Raw genomic sequence first — 19,332 nt, 5'->3', positions numbered from 1 at the left:
TTCTCCCCCCTTCTTAAGGGGGGCTGGGGGGGATCGGAATCTGATAGGAAAGGCAAGAGAATACGCCGCAGGGTCTGGGACAAAGGGCGTTAAGTTTTATGTTTTCTTAAGACTTTCTCACCTTGCCTCCGGTTTCGGTGTCTCGGAGCGTTCCCAGCGTTTATTTTGGGGGGATATCCTTCAAACACGACTCTGTTATTAGTTTAACATCCTATCCCCCTGCATAGCATATAATTAATTATGGTGTACAATAAAGTAAAGTTATGTTAAGCTCATAATTAATTTTCTTGAAGCACGATGAGACTGGTAATTTGCCCCGGAGTCCATGACCCAAAACTAACCGATCGCTTCCTAGAGGGACTTTCGGAAGTTTGGGGAGACGCAGAACCCCGGCAAAATACCCAAACATCCTACCCTGTTAAGATTTTCCCCGCTCATAAACATCCGCCTTTTTCAGCTCTTGACATATTGCACTTTTTGTGCAGCCAAGAGTTAGCAGGAGAAAGTCTAGTATTTGTCAGCTTTTCGGCAGGAGTAGCTGGGGCGATCGGGGCGGCTTGGATGTGGCAGCAAATCGGCGGCAAAGTCGGGGCATTTTTTGCCTTAGACGGTTGGGGAGTACCCCTGGTGGGCAATTTTCCCATCCACCGCATCAGCCACGATCGCTTTACGCACTGGAGTTCGGCAATTCTCGGTGGCGGTGGAGAAAGCTTTTATGCAGATCCCGCGATCGAACATTTGGATTTATGGCGAGATCCCCAAACGGCAAAAGGCTGGCACGTCAGCCACACCGCCGCCGGGATTGAGACTGTCGCACCCACAACCGCAGCAAAATTCTTAGTCCACCTATTGAAAAAATACGGAGTCCAATCAGTTGTTTAATCTAAATTTAGTATCCTCAGCGATCGCACCTATTGCAACCATCGCCCGCCTCGACAATTCTGTCACTTCAGGCACAACAAACAGCCTCAAACAGTGGTTAATCTTTAGTGCCTCAGCATTTTTAGTCTCAATTCCAGTCTTCGTGCAAGCACCGTTAGTGCGTTTATATCCAACCATCAGTTTGCTATCAACTATCCCCTGGTTCGTTCTGAGTTTAATCCTCATTTTCCGCCCCAAAACACAACTTTGGGGAGATTTATTATTAGGATTTGCCGGATGTTGGCTGGCAGGTTCTATCTATTGGGGCTGGTTTAGATGGGAACCAATTTTACATCTACCTATAGAAGCAATTGGCTTGCCTTTTGCTATTTGGTGCTTGGGCAAATCTTGGGGAAAAGTTGGCGGCTATTTTTATTTAGGTTCCCTATTGGGTACTGCTATTACCGATTTATATTTTTATTTAACAGGCTTGATGCCCTACTGGCGCCAAGTTATGCACGCGGAACCGGAATTAGCTATGCCGATTTTTCAAAGTGCGATCGGTCAAATCGAAACTCCTTGGGGCATAGGCTGTGCTTTAGTTCTAATCGCTGTGTTGCTAACCGTAGGTTTGCTGAGTTTGCGCGGCACGCAACTGCACTGGCGCGCGTTTAGCGGCGCGGTGTTAAGCACGCTTTTAGTAGACGGCTTATTTTGGCTGGCTGCTTCTGCGGCTTAAGATTTATGATTGGTTCCTATGTTGGTAATTTTCGACCGCAGATGTCGGCGGATTGACGCAGATTAACGCAGATTTTTTGATAGATGTAGTCTTGAGATTCCTGACTTCTTTAAGAAGTCGGGAATTTGGGTATTTAGTGAACAATTATGAGTTAAAATCTAAAATCTAAAATCTAAGAAACCCAAATCAATATCATGTCTTTCATTTCAATTCGCGGTGTAGAACATTATTACGAGTGGATAACGGCAGATAACAGTACCCAACCCAGCGGCAAACCAGTGATGGTATTCCTGCACGGCTGGGCGGGTTCAGCGCGCTACTGGGAAAGCACGGCACGGGCTATTGCTGATGATTTTGATTGTTTGCTCTACGATATGAGAGGTTTTGGTCGATCGCCCTTGCCAAAAGAGCCTCCTGAGTCCAGCTACGAACTCGAAACCTACGCCCGCGACTTAGCTGAATTATTAGAATCTCTGAATTTAAGCCGCGTCTTTCTCAATGCTCACTCCACAGGAGCATCAATTGCTACTTTATTTCTCAACCTTTACCCCGAAAAAGTAGAAAAAGCAATTCTAACTTGCAGCGGGATTTTTGAATACGATGAAAAAGCCTTTACAACTTTTCACAAATTCGGTGGCTATGTGGTAAAATTTAGACCATCTTGGCTGGCATCCATCCCTTTTGCCGATCGGCTATTTATGGCCAGGTTTTTGCGCCGTTCCCTGCCCACAGAGGTAAGTCTGGCGTTTCTCAAGGATTTTTTAATGGCAGACGAGGAAGCTGCTATAGGTACAATGGTGACGGCCGTCAGCAAAAGAGCAGCCGAGGAAATGCCCCAAGAATTTGCGCGGCTGAGTGTTCCCACACTGCTTGTGGCCGGAGAATTTGACCAAATTATCCCCGCCGTCATGGGAGAGCAAGCAGCCTCCCTCAGCAAAAAAGTAGAATTTGTTATAATTCCGAATACGGCTCACTTTCCGATGCTGGAGGATGCCGCAACATACTTGCAGCGAATTCGAGAATTTTTGCCAGCAGCGGCTTAGCTGAGTTATTGTTCATCTAATGTACGATCGGACAAGCAAGCTTTGAGAACGGCTTTTGCTCCGATCTTAATTTTTAATTTCTAATTTCTTAAAGCGAAAGGTGGTACAATGAACGACCTCGACCAATACTATAAAGTGCTGGGACTGTTGCCGGGAGCTTCCAGAGAAGAAATTAGCCAAGCCTACAAGGATTTAGCGTTCATTTGGCACCCCGATCGCATCCCCAAAGACAATCCCAGACTACTACAGAAAGCTGAAGAGAAGATTAAGGAAATTAATCAAGCTCGCGAACAATTGCGATCGATTCAACCAAGAGGTCAGAATCAGAACGTTCAGCACAAACATACTCAGCACAAACACACCCAGCAACAAAACACCCAGCACAAACACACCCAGCACCAAAACACCCAGCAACAAAACGCTCAGTACAGAAACACTCAGCAACAAAACACCCAGCAACAAAACGCTCAGTACAGAAATACTCAGCAACAAAATACTCAGCAACAAAACGCTCAGTACAGAAACACTCAGCAACAAACTACCCAGCAACAAAACGCTCAGCAACAAAATACCCAGCAACAAAATACTCAGTACAGAAACACTCAGCAACAAAACACTCAGTACCAAAACGCTCAGCAACCCAATACTCAGTACCAAAACACTCAGTACCAAAACGCTCAGCAACCCAATACTCAGTACCAAAACACTCAGCAACCCAATACTCAGTACCAAAACACTCAGTACCCAAACAATCCGTACAGAAATACTCAGTATCCAAACACCCAGCACCAAAACACCCAGCCACCACCGGCCAACCCAAAAGAACCCCGGTACTCTTCTGAACCCTCTTCAGGAAAATATCCTGGAAATTATGCGGGAAACTATGGGGGAAACCCTGCTGGGCCCTATTCAGAGGCGTCCCGCTACCAATCGCAGCCACCGCCATCTCAGTCTTACCGCCAAGCTGGGCCGCAAGCTCCCGATTTGAGCGGTTCCAACTTCAAAGGAGCTTCCTTAAAAGAAAAGGATTTTTCAGGAAGAAACTTGAGCAATGCAAACCTGAGTGAAGCCGACTTAAGTGATGCTTTTCTACACAACGTCAATCTCACAGGCGCGAATTTGCACCAAGCAAACTTGTTCCGGGCTAATTTGTTAGGAGCTTGTTTGATCAATGCCAACTTGAGAGAAAGCAACTTAATCGGAGCGGATTTGAGCGGCGCTGACTTGAGCGGTGCTGACTTAACAGGAGCGAAAATCGGTTACGGCGATCGAGTTATGGTCAAACTTACCCGGACTACATTAACAGGTACAATCTTACCCGATGGTACTGTTCATAGCTAAATTATTGAGTTTTTAGTCAGTGGTTGTAGACGCGGGTTTTACCCGCAATATTTGCTGCAACTCCAAATACAAAAAAATCCGCCCTTTGCGAATTTGGGATAAAAACTTATATTCTGTCCGCTAGAACAACCGCAATAAAATTGGTTCGTAGTGAGGACATTCGTCGTCAGAATTCTATGAGGACTTGCATTCCTCGCTGCGTACCCATAATGCTTAAATTACTTGACATGATATTACGCGATCGCGATCGCACAAACCCAGTTTTTTTACCCGGTTCTTGAACTGCAACGAGGTCTTTTCCTTCATCAAACCCCCTTTCTGTCTCCAACACGGCTAATCGAGATTCATATTACAGCAACCGCCAAAATGGTTCCTGTTCTGTTTTTCCTTCTTCCCTCTTCCCTCTTCCCTCTTCCCTCTTCCTTCTTCCCTCTTCCCTCTTCCCTCCCTTATTAATTACTTCCGCCACGGCGATTGCGTAACTTTCGTCCAGCAGCCAGCATAGCGCCTCCCGCCATCAAACCCCCCACAGTCATCGGTTCGGGAACCGGCTCAGGTTGAACCGTCCCCACAGAACCGCCTTTAATAAATACAGCAGAATCTAAATAGCCATCGCCCACATCTTTAATGCGGATGCTGAGAACATTCGTCTGATTTTGCTTGAGCAAACCCTCAAAACCTAAAACTTTAGTAAAACCGTCGAGCTTAACGATATTAGCAGCAATACCTGTCCAACTTGGGTTGTCAATATAGTCTGGGTGATATGTAGAGCGATTATATGGATCTGGAACAAGATTATTAATCGTAACTGTTTTTCCGTCGCTCAATTTTGCCAAATTAATGCCGTTCAGCAGCAGTTCAAAATCGTCATTATATTCTTCATAAGCGCCGAACTCAGGAAACTCCTCAGAAGCAAATACATATTCAAAGAACAACTTTTGAACCGTGCTATCAGCAAAAAAGCTGAGGTTTAGCTGAGTCACATCCCCCTGTTCACCTTCAGGCCCAAAGTCCGTGCTTAAATCGCTGTTTTTGATCGTGAAGTTATCTTTCCGATTCTGACCCGGTATATCGGCGACTTTACCAGTGCTCAGAACAACACCTGATGTCAAACCGAAGGGGTCATTAGTGAAAGTACCAAAAGCAGCCGAATTACCCCTAATTGAAACAGAGAAATTACTCAACCCGGCTGTATTAGCCCCCAATAAATTATTTTTTAAAGTCTCAGTGTTATTAGTTGCCCCTACCGAAAATGCCATTGCTGGCGCTGCCAACAAACTCAGAGCAGTAGTTAATGTAGCTGTTAAGGCAGCAATTTTGTGAGTAATTATCATAAATTTTTCCTGGAAGATACAAACCTGATTCTCTGCACAACTTAATTTTTACATTATATAAGTATCAATGTCTAGTGCCTTTACAATAACTTTACACATAAGTGTATATACGCTTTCTGTGGTTATTCTTTTTGGTAGTTCTTGGCAATTAGTCAGCCTATAAACCTCAGCGCCAAAATACGGATGCAAAAATACACGTACACAGACTAATAATTTCATGACTTACGCAAGGTCAGCCCAAAAAACCTGGTTTTGATACCGTTGGCGCTCTCCAAAATGACTAAGGACTAATGACTAATAGCTAATGACTAAGGACTAATGACTAATAGCTAATGACTAAGGACTCATGACTCATGACCTCCCCCAAAAAACCTATACAAGCCCCCGATTCCTGTCGTAGAGACATCAAAATTTTTGACACTAGTTCAATATCCCAGATTCATCTGTGGAGTAAATCTAAAATCGTTCGACGATCGCGCGAATCGACGGCTCGCCGAAGTCTAAAATCTAAAATCTCTAATCGACTGACTGATGACTAAAACCCCCTTGCTTCTCCTTCCCCGCGCCGATCGGCAGCCCCTTCCAACCAACCATCCGCAGTCAGGACGATCGCATTGGCATTGCCCCAGCCGTCACCTTGGACAATCTGGTGTCCCCGCCGCCACAACTCCGAAAGCGTCGCAGCCTCAAAACCTCCCCGTTCCACCATCAGGCGATCGGGCTGCCATTGGTGATGAATTCTAGGTGCAGACACAGCCTCGCCGACATTCATGTCGTAAACCAACACGTTCAGCACAATTTGCAACACCGTAGTAATAATCGTGCTGCCTCCGGGAGCCCCCGCAGCGAGGCGAAATTTGCCATTTTCTGTCACGATAACAGGCGTCATGCTCGATAAAGGAGTTTTCCCTGGGGCGATGGAATTTGCCTCTGATCCCACCAAACCAAACAAGTTCGGCACTCCCGGCGCCGCTGCAAAATCATCCATCTCGTTGTTGAGCAAAATTCCCGTACCCGCGGCCACGACTCCAGCCCCAAAACCGCCATTCACTGTAAACGTCAAAGATACCACATTGCGCTCTTTGTCAACTACCGTTAGGTGGGTAGTTTCGGGAGACTCCCACAGGAGACGGTTCAAAGTTTCAGCGTCAACAGCCTTTACCTCGCTGGAGGGTCTGGCTTTTGACATTTGGATTTGCGATCGTCTCAATTTGGCATAATTGCTGCTAGTCAGAGCTTTGACCGGTACACTCACAAAATCCGGGTCGCCCAAATACTCAGCCCGATCGGCATAAGCAATCCTCATGCTCTCCGCCAGCAAGTGCAAAGTATCTGGACTTTGCCTCCCCAACCTCTTGAGATCCGAATCTCCCAGAATATTTAAGATTTGCAACAAATGAACGCCGCCGGAAGAAGGAGGCGACATCGCGCAAATTTCGTAAGTGCGAAAGTTGCCACAAATCGGATTTCGCCAAATCGGCGTATAGTTTTTCAAATCTTCGAGAGTGATAATGCCGCCATTTTTAGCCATGTCGGCGGCGATCGCCCGCGCAATGTCCCCGGTATAAAAACTCTGCGGGTTTTCAGCAATCTGCCGCAAAGTCCGCGCCAAATCCCGCTGCACCAAAAGCTCACCCGGCTGGTATAAAATGCCACCACGAGTAAAAACCTCCCGCGCCGCCCGGTTTTTTTTGAGCACATCCTGTCGTCGCCCGGTAGCCGTGGTAAACCGCGAACTTACCGGAAAGCCATTTTCAGCCAGGGCGATCGCCGGCGCCACCACCGCAGCCCAAGGCAACTTACCATACTCGCGGTGCACCGTATAAAGTCCAGCAACAGTACCCGGAATACCCGCCGCCAAATGCCCGTCCAGACTTGCCCTTTGGCGCACCTTGCCTTGCTTGTCGAGGTACATATCCCGCGCCGCCCGTTTCGGAGCTCGTTCCCGGAAATCCAGCGCTTGCACAGTACCCGTTTGGGCCCGCCGCAGCAGCAAAAAACCCCCGCCACCGATACCCGCCGAAAAAGGCTCCACGACCGAAATCGCCAAAGCCGTAGCAGCCGCGGCATCCACTGCATTGCCGCCCTGTTGCAGCACGGCCAGCCCCGCAGCGCTCGCCAGGGGGTGAGCTGAAACTGCCATCCCCTGTTTGCTGCGCTGTTGCTGCAACTTTGGCTGTAGCTGCTGCTGGCAGCCACCCAACACCAAGACTGTGAGGTAACAACTATAAATTCGCACTTTACTCAAGAAATTTGGCAACATTTTTTACGGGTGAGGCGAGGATTTTTTATAGTATAATTCTACGATCGTCTTCGCTAAGACCTAACGCTACTGAGTTCAACCGCAGATAAATTACCTGTTAGGGCAGACGGGAAAACGATTTGACCCTGGGAGGCTCTCGCGGTACAAAAGGAAGAGAGAAATGAGGGACAGCTTATGGCCATTTAATAATTAAACACGTTTGAAAAAGCATCTTTTTTGATAAAATACCGATGTCAAAAAAGCTGATAAACATAGAAAAACGCCGTTGCTGATTTATGGTAGGAAAAACTCAAAATGCAAATCATATAAACCCGGATTCACAAAGCTTCTGAATTTTCAAATTATTTTTGTTTCAGAGCCTGATTAAGCAACAGCAAAATAATCAGTATTTTAGGTGATGGCTATGGTAATGCAACACATATAGCAATCCTTGCAGGAGTCGTAAATTTTTGACCCCACCCCAGCCCTCCCCGAACCCAAGGGGAGGGAGTAAGAAATTTACAAATGATGCGACGATTGCTATTGCAGAATTATTAGAGCCGTTTTTTGACTTTTTTTAGACGGGTAGTTAATCAATAAAAGAGGATTTATTCACTCTTGCTAGCAAATTTTATTAAATAATTGTGATGAGGTTTTTTATTCAGGAATTTGAGTTAAGACTAGCCCGCCCCGGACTCACTAAAAACCTTATTATGCTCAGCGATCAACCCGAATCAAACTGAGTCAGAAAGCCGTTTTTTGGGGATCTGTATAGTTATCAAAACAATCATTTTGCGTGAGACAGGGTTTTTCTGGCTAAGTCCTATTAAAGCAAAAAGATGCGATCGAATTTATGACAACTCCAGTCCCCGAAAAAAACCCTCAATCCCTCGCACCCGTAGCCTTTGTGTCAGAAAAATTGCCCGCCAAATAATAGTCTGCACTCCGGCTGCTAACGGCTGTCCCCTCCTTATGGTAGATACCACTGAGGTCGGTAAACCTGTTATATTGGCAGTACCTAGGCAAGTTTTCTGACTACAGGTACTTGCACGTAAATGAGTCAGAGTGTCTGCTTCGATACTATACTTCGGCGAATAACTACCAAACCACACCTTAATGCAAGTTATGAACAGCCAAAAAGTCAGTGTAATCATTCCTGCATTCAATGCTGCCGACACTCTGGCCGAGACAGTTGCCTCCGTCCTCAATGGTACCCACAATAATCTAGAAATTTTAATTGTTGATGACTGCTCTACTGACGCTACTGACAAAGTTGCTGCTAAGCTGGTCGAGCAAGATTCGAGAATTCAATACTTCAGGAATCCCCAAAATTACGGGGTTTCTAAGTCGAGAAATTTAATGATATATCGCGCCACATGTGAGTATGTAGCGTTTATCGACAGCGACGATACCTGGGAACCCAATAAGTTAGAAGTTTGTTTGAAGATGCTCGCAGACAATCCCGAAGTCAAAGCTGTGGCTCACGCTTTGCGGTATTTAGACAAGCGTGGCAATAAGTTGAGTTACATTCCCACCTATCCTACAACTAAAGCAGAAATGCAGGCGATTAAGGAGACAGGCGAAAGTCCTTGGGTTTTCCCCTCTTCTGTTGTAGTCCATCGTTCCATTCTTCTCAAAGAAGGCGGGTTTGCAGAAGATTGGCAGGTAGGAGAAGATACAGAGTTATTTACCAAACTTGCTCAAAAGTATGGCTTGCTAGCGGCGACAGAACCTTTGGGAAATTATCGGATTAGAGGGAACTCTCTCACAGATAAGCACTGGTTCAAAAAGCGCATAGCTTCTGATTGTGTCAAAGAAAACCAACTGCGGCGCTTGCGGGGAGAAAAAGAGTTATCGCTCCACGAGTACGAAGAGTTATGTTTTAAGAATTTGCCACTTTTGCAAAGGCTGAACAAATTTCGAGAAGTTTTGGCACTGCACTACATGAGAAAGCTGGGACAAAGTTGGTTAAATCGGGAGGTTTTGCCTACTATTGTTTACGGCGTGGCTACCACAGTGCTCAATCCTCAAGCTACTGTGCACAAGTGGAAATGGATGAAGACTCAGGAAAAGTTGAGTCATCAAACCGCAGAAGGTATTGGTACTTCGGCAGAATTAAACCCCCAGCGATCGTCTGAAATCGGGGGGCTGTCCTAAACGATCTTATAGTTGTATGCGGGTTTAGTCAAGAAATTAGGTGCTGCCAATAAAGCCGAATCGAAGCCGATCGCCCAGGGGCTGATTAATACGCAATATAGGGGTTTTGAGCCGTATTTGACTGTTAATATCCTGTCGGGTCAATTACCGGCAATACCAGCTACAGCGGCTTGCAGCCGTGCGATGGGACACAATATAAAAATTTGTGAAAGTCGCGATCGGATGTCAGCCTTGAGTTATTCGGCCGCCAGCTTCAACCCTATACAGGGCGAAAATAGCAGCGATCGCCAGCCGTGCTATTTGCCCCCACAACAGTTAGAATAAATAATGTATAAGTAAAAAGGAAAGTTTTTGGAATAAAAAAATGGGTAGCAAACCCCTTTTTGAGGCCGAAAATAAAAGCAAAAATTTATAAAACATTCGGCCTTCTACCTTCAGAGGACGATCGCCTTTTTATTGGGAATTAGATTGAATTTATGGACTGGCAAGAAATTTCTGGCAATTGGGTATTAATTCCTTCAAGACCGATCGCGATCGTGCATTTTCTCGGCGGCGCATTTGTGGCGACAGCACCCCAACTCACCTATCCCTGGCTGTTAGAAGCTTTGGGGAATCAAGGATATGTTGTAGTAGCAACGCCGTTTGTCAATACTTTGGATCATATTGCGATCGCCCGCGATGTCCTCAACAAATTTGAAAATGCCCTCGATCGCCTGCGGGCCACTAAATTGCTCAAATCTTCCTATCTCCCCGTTTACGGGATGGGACACAGCATGGGATGCAAACTGCACTTGCTGATCGGTTCTGTATTTGACATAGAAAGGGCAGGCAATATTCTGATTTCTTTCAACAATTATGCGGCATCCGAAGCAATCCCGATCGTCGAGCAAATTTCCCCCGTCTTTAACGTTGAGTTTACCCCCTCCCCGCAAGAGACTAATCGCCTCGTCCAAGATAGCTATCAAATCCGGCGCAATCTTTTAGTCAAATTTAACGGCGACAACATCGACCAAACCCTGCTGTTGACCAAACTGCTAAAAGCACGATTTCCCGACATGATTACAGTTCAGACTCTGGCGGGCAACCATCAAACGCCCTTGGGTCAAGATGTTAGCTGGCCTGTGGGTCAAATTTTTACGCCCTTCGACGCGATCGGGCAATGGGTCAAACAAGAAGTGTATCGAGAATTAAATGAATTAAAACGGACAATTCTGCTGTGGCTTAATCCTCTGTCAAAAGATTTCAAATCTTAAAGTTCAGATTTTAGCTTGGCGATATTAAATTTACAAATGACGCATAAACTCTATCTGTAGTGCTTAGGTTTCCCTTTAGCGCTACCGATAGTGTTAAAAATCCGTTGGCGTAAGTCCTAAAACTGCCAAGGGATGTCTTAGCTATGCACTCATAGCGGCGATGATCCGACTTTTCCGACTTTTCCGACTTGAAAGATCCGACTTTTCCGACTTTACTTTAGCCTGAGTGATGAGTCAACATAGTGATAGGTGCATCCGAGGCTAGGTAAATTACCGCCTAAATTAATCGCAAGTTGTTTGTCCCCCTAGAGTTTCAGGCTCCAGAGATGTTAAGTTGTAATTCTGCATCAATCCCTTCCTCATGCACTCAAGATATAGATTCAGCTTTTTGGAAATTATGGCAGGATAATCAAGATTATCTTTACCGTTGCTCTCGCAAGTGGATGGGCAATCCAACCGATGCTGAAGATGCCCTCAGTCGCGCGATGCTGAAAGCTTGGGAGAAACTAAGAGATTGTACGGATGATATCAAAAACTTTAAGGCTTGGTTAACCAAACTGACTTATAACCTCTGCGCCGATATCCATCAAGAGCGCAACAGGGGTGCACTAGGAGTTGACAGTTTAGACACCATTGCTATAGGAAACCAAACCGAATTAATTAGCCAAGAAGAAACACCAGTTCGCGCTGCTATGCAGCGCGAACTAAAATTATTTTTTCGTGGGGCAATAGATGAGTTGCCAGATAGATTGCGCGAGACTTTTATTCTCCATTTTGAATCAGGGCTATCTTATCCAGATATTGCAGAACAGCTTGCTATATCCTACGATAACGTCCGCAAGCGCATTTCCCAGGCGCGGGCAATTTTGCGTCAGCGGTTCAATGAAAATTTCGGGGAAGATGGGACTGACTCTGATTTGTCTAATCCTAAGTCCAGGGTTTCTCCTCAGTCTGCAAAAGGGAAAAAGTCTCAGAATTTTGTTGAAAAAAAACCTGTTACAGAGGAGATAGAAGAAAGAGAAATTGTTGCCGATGGGGAAGTTCAAGAGCCGGTTTTAGTGAATCCTAAATCGGATGGGGAGATAAAAGAAAGAGAAATTGTTGCCCGTGAGGAAAAGCAAGAAGCGGCGGTGTGTGTTTTGCATCTAAGCGCGAAGGATTATTCGCCCCTACGGATATTGGCTAATAGTCTGGGGAATGACAGCGAAAAAGCGATCGCGCCTAACGCCTACAGCCGATTGCTTTCTGAGTCTTGGGAAAGCCAAAAAGCTCTTGGTGTGCAGGCATCATTAATGCAGCCCGCACAGGGCTGTTGTACCATCAGCGACTGCAATCGGCTGTATTCCCAGTTTCTCAACAGAGAAAACCCATACTCGATCGATGTTCGATCGCGCGAAATGCGATCGCGCCAGGGTGCAGGAGGCATATCGCGCAACGGTGCGTCTTCTGCATCGCCTTTTCTACTGTACAGGAGGATATGGGCAGACAGTGGCGGCTGGCTTTCTTCCATCTGAAAAATAGGCAGGCAGAAAATCGCTTTAAATCAGTTTTTACAGCCGATTGCTTTCTGAGTCTTGGGAAACCAAAAGCTATTGGCGTGCAGGCGGCATTAATGCTGCCGCGAGCTGCAATCCCCTATATTCCCGCTTTCTCTATGACTGGCGCTGGGCGCGATATGGCGCTAGGCGGAATTTGGCATGGAAAAATTCGGCATCCCTGGTTTCGCCAATCTAGATTTTCAGGAAGAGATGGACTGCGTAGCAGGAATTGGTCAAATCCTCCCTCGAACCGCGTCATCCCTCAAAGGTTAGAGATTTTATCTATCTAAAGACTGAAAAATTCACAAATCGCCTTCGGGAAACGTCTAACTAATAGAACACAATAAAACCAACCCTGGAGTTCAAAAATGATGATACGTCGTCTTGCTTTAGTTAGCGGTCTAGCGGTTCTCAGTGCGGTGGCTTTCGCCTCCCAAGCCGGAGCCCAAGCAGTACCACAGGATGTTCAATTCGGCGGTAATATTACAGGGACTTGTACGTTTACTGGTACTACACCCGGTACTTTGGCTGCTATACCCAACAACCCCTGGGTTGAAGCCAGTACTGGCACTACTATTGGTACTACTGGTACTGCGGGTCAAACAACAGTGAACTGTACTTCTGGTGGCGCTCTATCTGTAGCTGCCCCTGTTCGGTTAGCGGCACCTCCTACCTTTGTTGACACTGCTAAGCAGGCTGTTGTTTACGATGCAACCGCCAACGCCTTCACATCATCCGCTGGTGCTCCTTTCAATAATAGTGGCTGGCTCAAACCAACTACTGCTTTAACGATTCCTGCTAATACCAACCGTGTTTTGAGAGTCGGTATGATTACTGGTCTTAATAGCGCTGGCGCCGGAGCAGTGCCTACTGGAACTTATACGTATCGCGTCACTCTCACCGCTACTCCTAACTAGAGCCGAGTGAATAAGAAGCCTACCTTCTGAATCAAGTCAGGATTCTCAAAGCTAGTTATCTTAATTTTTGGGACAGGATTGGATGCTTTGCTTCCAGCTCCAATCCTTTTCCCAGGATATTTCAAATCAGCGTGTGTTAGACATCTCCCATAATTATTGTGGAACAGGCAGGATGCCTGTTCAAAACCTGCTTGTTAGGAGAAGTCTATTAGACAAATCAAGCATGAAACTTGCTTCAAAGAACTTTATTTTATCCCCTATGAGCAGTTACACAAACAGACCAGGCTTTACTGGAAAATCGTGGTTTTCACAGTTAAAGATATCCGAAAAAACCGGGTTTATCGCCCTATCCTCCTTGAGGAGTATTTTGCTATCTAGCTTTTTATTATGGGGAACTGCTGCTAGAGCCGACATTGGTATTTCCCCACAGGTAATTGAAACTCAAGTTCAACGGGGTCAAGCCCAAGGAACAATTACGGTTCGGAATGGAGATGCCAAAGAATTTCGCGCCCGTGTTTATAGCGCCCCCTTTACCTACGATGCAGAAAAAGGGTTTCAACTTTTAGAATCCAGTCCTCAAGATTTGACTCCCTATCTGCAATTTTCGCCCAGAGAACTGCAAGTCCCTGGTTCGGATGAGCGCAGAATCCGCTTTGTTGTGCGCTTTCCTCCCAGTTTACCTGATGGTGAATATCGCGCCATGCTGTTCACAGAAAATTTAGAAGCGATAATGCAGGAAGAAACAAATACAACGACTGGTGTCACCTTCAGAACGGCAATTGTTCCCCAGGTGGGAGTTGCTGTCTATGTTCGCAAGGGCAACATTTCCCACAATCTGAGTGTAATTAGTGCTAGATATAATCCTCAATCCAATCAAGTTCAACTCTTGGTTCGCAACACCGGAAAAGCCAGTGCCATTCTTGAGGGCGAGTGGACGATTAAAAAGGGAGAGCAAGAGATTTACAAGGGCAGAGGCATAGATAGCACTGTCATTACTGAAGCGGAGCGTTATCTGACTGTTGATTATGCTAATAAATTAGAACCGGGAGAATATCAACTGTCTGGGAATTTGGGATGGGGGGTCAACCGCACTAATAAAATTCCTTTTAGTGTGAAGTTTACTGTTCCATAAACGCTCCTAGAGAGCCGAGGGAAGAAAGCGGGTTTCTTGGATAGAGAAAACCCTAATTTTATTGAGAAGCCCGAGAACCAGGGTTTCTGGTATCACTCGATGGACACTCAACTAGAGACTATTACTTACAACAATTAGCAATTGAATAGATTACCCGTGTGGGGGGTCATGCGTCAGGCATCAAAATTTTCTGCCTGACTCAATAGCACGCGGGTATAGATGTTAAAGGGTGCATCTAATTTAGCAAAAATAGCAGTTATCGCATCAATAGACCCCAATCCTGCCATGCTGAAAGTACCTCTCAAAATATTCTACTTTCTGAATTTAGTTCTCCTCATTTTAATGAGTGATGCTGGCTTCAAGGCTAGCTTAATTTTAGCAGAAATAGCCCCGACTACAACGCCAAATGAAACTCCTTCAACTCAAGAATATCCGCAACCACAAAAAGACCAAATAACATCAACTCCAACCATTGCACCCCCGGAAAATATCCAACCAGAGCCAGTCCTAACCCCATCACCTGAAACAAAGCCTGCCTCAAACAATTTAACAGATTCTACGACTTTTATTATCGGATTAAATGTCGGAAATCGCAATGTCAATCCGGGGAGTTTAGTGCGAGGAAAAGTCACGGATACGGAAGCGATCGATTTTAAAAATTGGCTAATTCCTTATGAGGCTGTCCTGGAAGCCTTAAAATTTACCTCTAAAGTTATATCTGATAATGAAGTTGAGTTGCGATCACCATTTAAAATTGTTCGGCTCAACCTCAATCAAATTCGCAACGATCCCGAATTGGGTTTAGTGCTTTCCATTAAAGAGATTAAAGATATTTTCGGAATAGAAGCGAAATTTGACAGCCGTGAATATGCTATTGTTTTTGATGTACCGGAAGTAAGAAATTCAACTACTAACCGGAGAGAGCGACAACCTGTAATATTAGAAGGTTTGCCCAAAATCTCTGCCCCAAATTTAACAGTGAGTCAGGTAGAACAGCGCGTAAATCTGAGCGGGACAGACAGCCGGAGTAGGACAGAAGGCTCTAATTTGACGAATCAGGGAACTTTATCGGCTGTTGGTACAATATTGGATAGTAGCTGGTTTGTGGGGATTAATCAACCCAACTTAACAGATAATCAAACTTGGCAATTATCAGAACTACAAATTCTTAGACAAACAGATAAGAGTGATTATTATTTCGGTTCTCAACCGACTTTTTGGCGCAGTCGAAGTGGGAATGACTTTTGGGGATTTACCACCATTCAACGTCAGGGGTTTTCTCCTTTCCCCATCTATGGGAGTGGCGGTGCAAATCCGACCCAGCGCTTACAACCAGAGGGGATCGCCGCCACCGTTATAGGTCGTGCTGAACCAGGAACTTTAGCGCGTCTGGTGAGCAATATCTATAGTAGAGACGTAATTGCCGAGCAGTTAGTTGATGCTTCAGGAACTTACCGCTTTGATAATGTTCCCGTCGGCAGACAAATTGGCACAAACTACCAAGTGTTACTGTATCCGGGTGGACTCCTGAGTGCCCAACCGCGAATTGAAGACGCTCGCTTTAGGATATTACCGGAACAATTGCCCGCAGGAACATCCGCACGGGTTATTTCTGGCGGATGGCAACGTCGATTAGATACGAATGATTTTCTGGGCGAGTTTAGGCAATTTAACGCAGGAATAGTGCAAAGGTGGGGACTGACCCAAGATTTAACTGTTGGTGTGGGTGGTGTTTATGACTCATCGTTTAATGGTTTGGGAGAGATATTTTATCAGCCTAGTGGTTCTCCTTTCAGAGCGGTTTTTTCTGGCTTAATCGGAAATAACATAGATGTTAATGTCGATGCAATCTGGGATGATTATCCAAATTTTTATGCCAGAGTGAGTAGCGATTTAAATTCGATTCGCTATAACCTTGATTGGCAAATCTCACCTCAGTTTAGATTTTTAACTAATGGCACTTCAGACCAAGGTGCAAATTTTAATATTCAATACTCGGCTGGTGGTGCTAATTCCTCAACCCTTGCCATAGTGAGTGTTAATACAGATCGTCAGTTGAGTTGGAGTCTGGCTCAAAGTTTAGATAAGTTATACTTTACCCACCGAGGAAATACTGTCAGCACTTTCTCTCAGTTATCATACCAACTTAATCGTTACCAATCTTTATTTCTAAATTACCAAACTCTCAGTTCCTCGAACAATGCTAATTTGCTAACGGCTTACTGGAGTTATAGATCGCCAACTCGCACTAGGTACGGGGAGAATCTTTGGCAAACGGAATTAGGGTATAGAATGGGTTCTCGAGGATCGGGAATTTATGCGACGACGGGAACGAGTATTTTACCGGGTATTTTGTTACAGGCACGTTATGAGGGAGTTTCCCTGACTTCGGATCAAGGTCGTTTCAGTATTCAATTGGTTTCTAGTCTGGGTTTTCAACAGGGAATTAGTCCAGGCGATCGCCGATTGGAACGCCTACGCACTGAAGGGGGTTTGTTAGTTCGACCTTTTTACGATCGCAACAGCAATGGAAAACGGGATAGAAATGAAGAAATATATACAGATAACTCGGAGTTTCTCATTGTCAACAACGAGGTCGTGAAACCTGGGGAACTCGATATTAAGAAGGATGGATTTGTCCTGCGTCTTCCCCCTGGAACTTATCGTGTAGAATTAGAACCCGCCGGGTTTCCTCCTGACTTTCAACCTTCGGTTAATGCTTTTGCCGTTGAAGCCGTTGCAGGAAGCTACACACCCATTATAATTCCGCTTCAACCCTCTTATACTGTTGGTGGAGTCGTTACGGATGCAGAAGGAAAACCGCTTGCTGGCGCACGGGTAGAATCCATTTCTACCACATCTAAGTCATCCGTTATATCTGTTACTAATAGTGCTGGGGTTTACTATCTAGAACAGTTGCGACAAGGAACTTATGAGTTAAAAGTCAACGGTAAATCTGTCCCTAATACAATTACGATTAACGCCCAATCTGAGACTTTGCAAGAATTAAACTTAAAGTTGCCTTAAACATAAGTATGCGGACATAAATAACGCAAGTTGCTACTTATATTGGGCGTTGCGAGCTTGCTAATAGCTAATTGCGAACAGCGCTCTGAGCGGTAATATAGCATTTTTTTAGCGAGCCATTAGCTATTAGCCATTAGCCATTAAGTAAGTCGGTGGGAAAATTCATAAGTATGTAACAAAACATTAAGTAGCACGCTCGAAGGTAAATTTAATGGCGTTGCACATTTATGGTATGATACAGAAAGTTAGGGGTACAGTTTTCTGTTTTAGATAGTAAACAACCAGCCTCACCGATAGGTTTAACATTTCTACTGATTGGGAGTAACATAAAGTTTTTCTATGTAAACAAGCTAGATCATGTCTCAATATGGTATTTTCTCCTTAGATTCGTGTCATATATGTTTTGGTTACTATATGGTCAGCATCCTCAATAAACTGGGGAGCAACTACATAGCCATCTGTTACATAAAAACACACTTCCACCCTTTAACAATCTGCCATAACGGTTTAAATGTTTCTGCACTTCGGGAACCAATTACCCAATCGATAATCCCAGCTATTGCTTTGTTTACAACTGTCCACAGCCCTATGCATTTTTTTTTACCGGCGTAAGTCTGTAATTCATCTATCTGGGCTATTTCGGGAATTTCATCCTAATCGGGTTCGGTTGATAAGCTGTTTCGGGCCTCTTTAACCCAATTAATAAGTAGTGTATTATGAGAAACCCCAGTCAGACGTTCTATCCGCCGAAACCCATTTGCTTCTAGGTAGATATGGAGACACTGCTTTTTTCCCTCTTGAGGATAACCGGGCGTCAGAATAAACATCTATTAAATTGCCGAGGGCAATCTGAACAAATATGGTTTTGTTTACCTACTTTTAAGCCATTTTTATTGATATTGGTGGACTGACAGTCGGGACAAATCATACGTTTTGTTAGTTGACTAGATATTTTGAGCATACCCTAAATGTGCAACGCCAAAAATTTTAGTGTTATTTTCGATCGTCGATACAGGGCGAATAATTTTTGACCATCGACAAACAGTTCCGTCCATCAGCCATTCTCTCGTAACTAATACTGTCTGCGATGTCTTTGATCAATTTTAGGCCCCGCCCGCCCGGAGAGTGAACATCGACTTTTTCCGAAATATCTTTGATTTTTTTCTCTAAATCAAACGGATCGCCCGAGTCCCAAATTTTAATCTCTAAAGATTCAGCGAATACCGCCACCTGAATGTCAACAGGCAAATCCGCTGGTTTGCCCTTGTGGGCGTGACGCACCGCATTCGTAAAGCCCTCAGCCAAAGCCAACTGACACCTGATCCACACACTTGTAGGAATTCGCGAGTCGTACAATTGTGCAAACCACGACAAAACCCAGCTTAATCCATTCAGACCTGTATTGACTTGAAGATCCGCTTTTTTTAGCATCGGCAACTTTTCGGAACCCTTTAATTCAATCACGCTCACCACACAAGTTCTTCATCGGCCGGTGGGCAAAATACAACGAGACAAAATACAACCAGATAAAATACAACGAGACAAAGTATAACGGCGGCAAAATTCAATGGTAGTTTGAGGATACTAGCTTTGGTGGGCCGTCGATCGATGTCTAATCCACTAATCGGTTAGCCACTATACCATAAATAGCACTTTCATGTCAACCAGCGCCTGTAGCAAATAAAAGTCTATAAAAATTTATATTCTGAGTATAAACTGAGTGAAGTTCGATCGCGCCAAATTTCTAT

General features: G+C 45.0%; 16 protein-coding genes and 1 pseudogene. 12 read left to right on the top strand and 5 right to left on the bottom strand.

Going from position 1 to position 19,332, the window contains the following annotated elements:
* Positions 1–297 precede the first annotated feature (297 nt).
* The 4 genes from QUB24_RS23660 (at position 298) to QUB24_RS23645 (ending at position 3,984) form a co-directional block, all read left to right on the top strand.
* Positions 298–882, top strand: a complete 585-nt coding sequence (locus QUB24_RS23660) for a hypothetical protein (protein WP_333155934.1) — start codon at positions 298–300, stop codon at positions 880–882.
* Positions 875–1,600, top strand: coding sequence for a DUF3120 domain-containing protein (locus tag QUB24_RS23655; RefSeq protein WP_333155932.1), 726 nt, complete (start codon positions 875–877; stop codon positions 1,598–1,600). Before QUB24_RS23660 ends, QUB24_RS23655 begins: the two co-directional genes overlap by 8 nt.
* Positions 1,601–1,794: 194 nt before the next feature.
* Positions 1,795–2,643 carry an alpha/beta hydrolase gene (locus QUB24_RS23650; RefSeq protein WP_333155931.1) on the top strand — a complete coding sequence of 283 codons (849 nt, stop codon included), beginning with the start codon at positions 1,795–1,797 and terminating at the stop codon, positions 2,641–2,643.
* A gap of 108 nt (positions 2,644–2,751) precedes the next feature.
* Positions 2,752–3,984 carry a pentapeptide repeat-containing protein gene (locus tag QUB24_RS23645; RefSeq protein ID WP_333155929.1) on the top strand — a complete coding sequence of 411 codons (1,233 nt, stop codon included), beginning with the start codon at positions 2,752–2,754 and terminating at the stop codon, positions 3,982–3,984.
* Between the two features lie 166 nt (positions 3,985–4,150).
* Here the strand turns inward: QUB24_RS23645 and QUB24_RS23640 are convergent, their stop codons facing one another.
* From QUB24_RS23640 to ggt, 3 genes are all read right to left on the bottom strand, one after another.
* A complete protein-coding gene (locus QUB24_RS23640) occupies positions 4,151–4,315 on the bottom strand; it encodes a hypothetical protein (protein WP_333155928.1) in 165 nt (54 codons plus the stop codon).
* A gap of 121 nt (positions 4,316–4,436) precedes the next feature.
* Complete coding sequence (locus QUB24_RS23635; RefSeq protein WP_333155926.1) at positions 4,437–5,318, bottom strand: choice-of-anchor L family PEP-CTERM protein; 882 nt, start codon at positions 5,316–5,318, stop codon at positions 4,437–4,439.
* A gap of 535 nt (positions 5,319–5,853) precedes the next feature.
* A complete protein-coding gene (ggt, locus tag QUB24_RS23630) occupies positions 5,854–7,581 on the bottom strand; it encodes a gamma-glutamyltransferase (protein ID WP_333155925.1) in 1,728 nt (575 codons plus the stop codon).
* Between the two features lie 1,095 nt (positions 7,582–8,676).
* Here ggt and QUB24_RS23625 point away from each other — a divergent pair.
* The 8 genes from QUB24_RS23625 to QUB24_RS23590 all read left to right on the top strand — a co-directional run bounded on the left by QUB24_RS23625 (position 8,677) and on the right by QUB24_RS23590 (position 17,584).
* Entirely contained in the window at positions 8,677–9,717 is a 1,041-nt protein-coding gene (locus QUB24_RS23625; protein ID WP_333155923.1) for a glycosyltransferase family 2 protein, read from the top strand.
* Between the two features lie 12 nt (positions 9,718–9,729).
* Positions 9,730–10,041, top strand: a complete 312-nt coding sequence (locus QUB24_RS23620) for a hypothetical protein (RefSeq protein WP_333155921.1) — start codon at positions 9,730–9,732, stop codon at positions 10,039–10,041.
* Positions 10,042–10,193: 152 nt separating this feature from the next.
* A complete protein-coding gene (locus QUB24_RS23615; RefSeq protein WP_333155919.1) occupies positions 10,194–10,970 on the top strand; it encodes a DUF1350 family protein in 777 nt (258 codons plus the stop codon).
* A gap of 326 nt (positions 10,971–11,296) precedes the next feature.
* The gene (locus QUB24_RS23610; protein WP_333155918.1) at positions 11,297–12,484 is read left to right on the top strand and encodes a sigma-70 family RNA polymerase sigma factor; all 1,188 of its coding nucleotides are present in this window, start codon (positions 11,297–11,299) and stop codon (positions 12,482–12,484) included.
* Positions 12,448–12,798 (top strand): hypothetical protein, encoded by a 351-nt coding sequence (locus tag QUB24_RS23605; protein WP_333155917.1) that lies wholly within the window; start codon positions 12,448–12,450, stop codon positions 12,796–12,798. The genes QUB24_RS23610 and QUB24_RS23605 overlap by 37 nt, the downstream gene beginning before the upstream one ends.
* Positions 12,799–12,876: 78 nt before the next feature.
* On the top strand, positions 12,877–13,425 hold the full coding sequence (locus tag QUB24_RS23600) for a hypothetical protein (protein WP_333155915.1): 549 nt from the start codon (positions 12,877–12,879) through the stop codon (positions 13,423–13,425).
* Positions 13,426–13,684: 259 nt separating this feature from the next.
* A complete protein-coding gene (locus QUB24_RS23595) occupies positions 13,685–14,557 on the top strand; it encodes a P pilus assembly protein, chaperone PapD (protein WP_333155914.1) in 873 nt (290 codons plus the stop codon).
* A 219-nt stretch (positions 14,558–14,776) separates the two neighbouring features.
* Entirely contained in the window at positions 14,777–17,584 is a 2,808-nt protein-coding gene (locus QUB24_RS23590) for a carboxypeptidase regulatory-like domain-containing protein (protein WP_333155912.1), read from the top strand.
* Positions 17,585–17,809: 225 nt separating this feature from the next.
* Here QUB24_RS23590 and QUB24_RS23585 read toward each other — a convergent pair.
* Positions 17,810–18,512, bottom strand: a pseudogene (locus tag QUB24_RS23585) (IS1 family transposase).
* Between the two features lie 65 nt (positions 18,513–18,577).
* Positions 18,578–19,057: an ATP-binding protein gene (locus QUB24_RS23580; RefSeq protein WP_333155910.1), complete on the bottom strand. Its 480-nt coding sequence runs from the start codon at positions 19,055–19,057 to the stop codon at positions 18,578–18,580.
* Between the last annotated feature and the right edge of the window lie 275 nt (positions 19,058–19,332).

This window comes from Microcoleus sp. B9-D4, from assembly GCF_036705105.1.
In the GTDB taxonomy this organism is placed as follows: Bacteria; Cyanobacteriota; Cyanobacteriia; order Cyanobacteriales; family Microcoleaceae; genus Microcoleus.
Note: the sequence above shows the minus strand (reverse complement) of the source record. Positions and strands in the feature narration are given on the sequence as shown.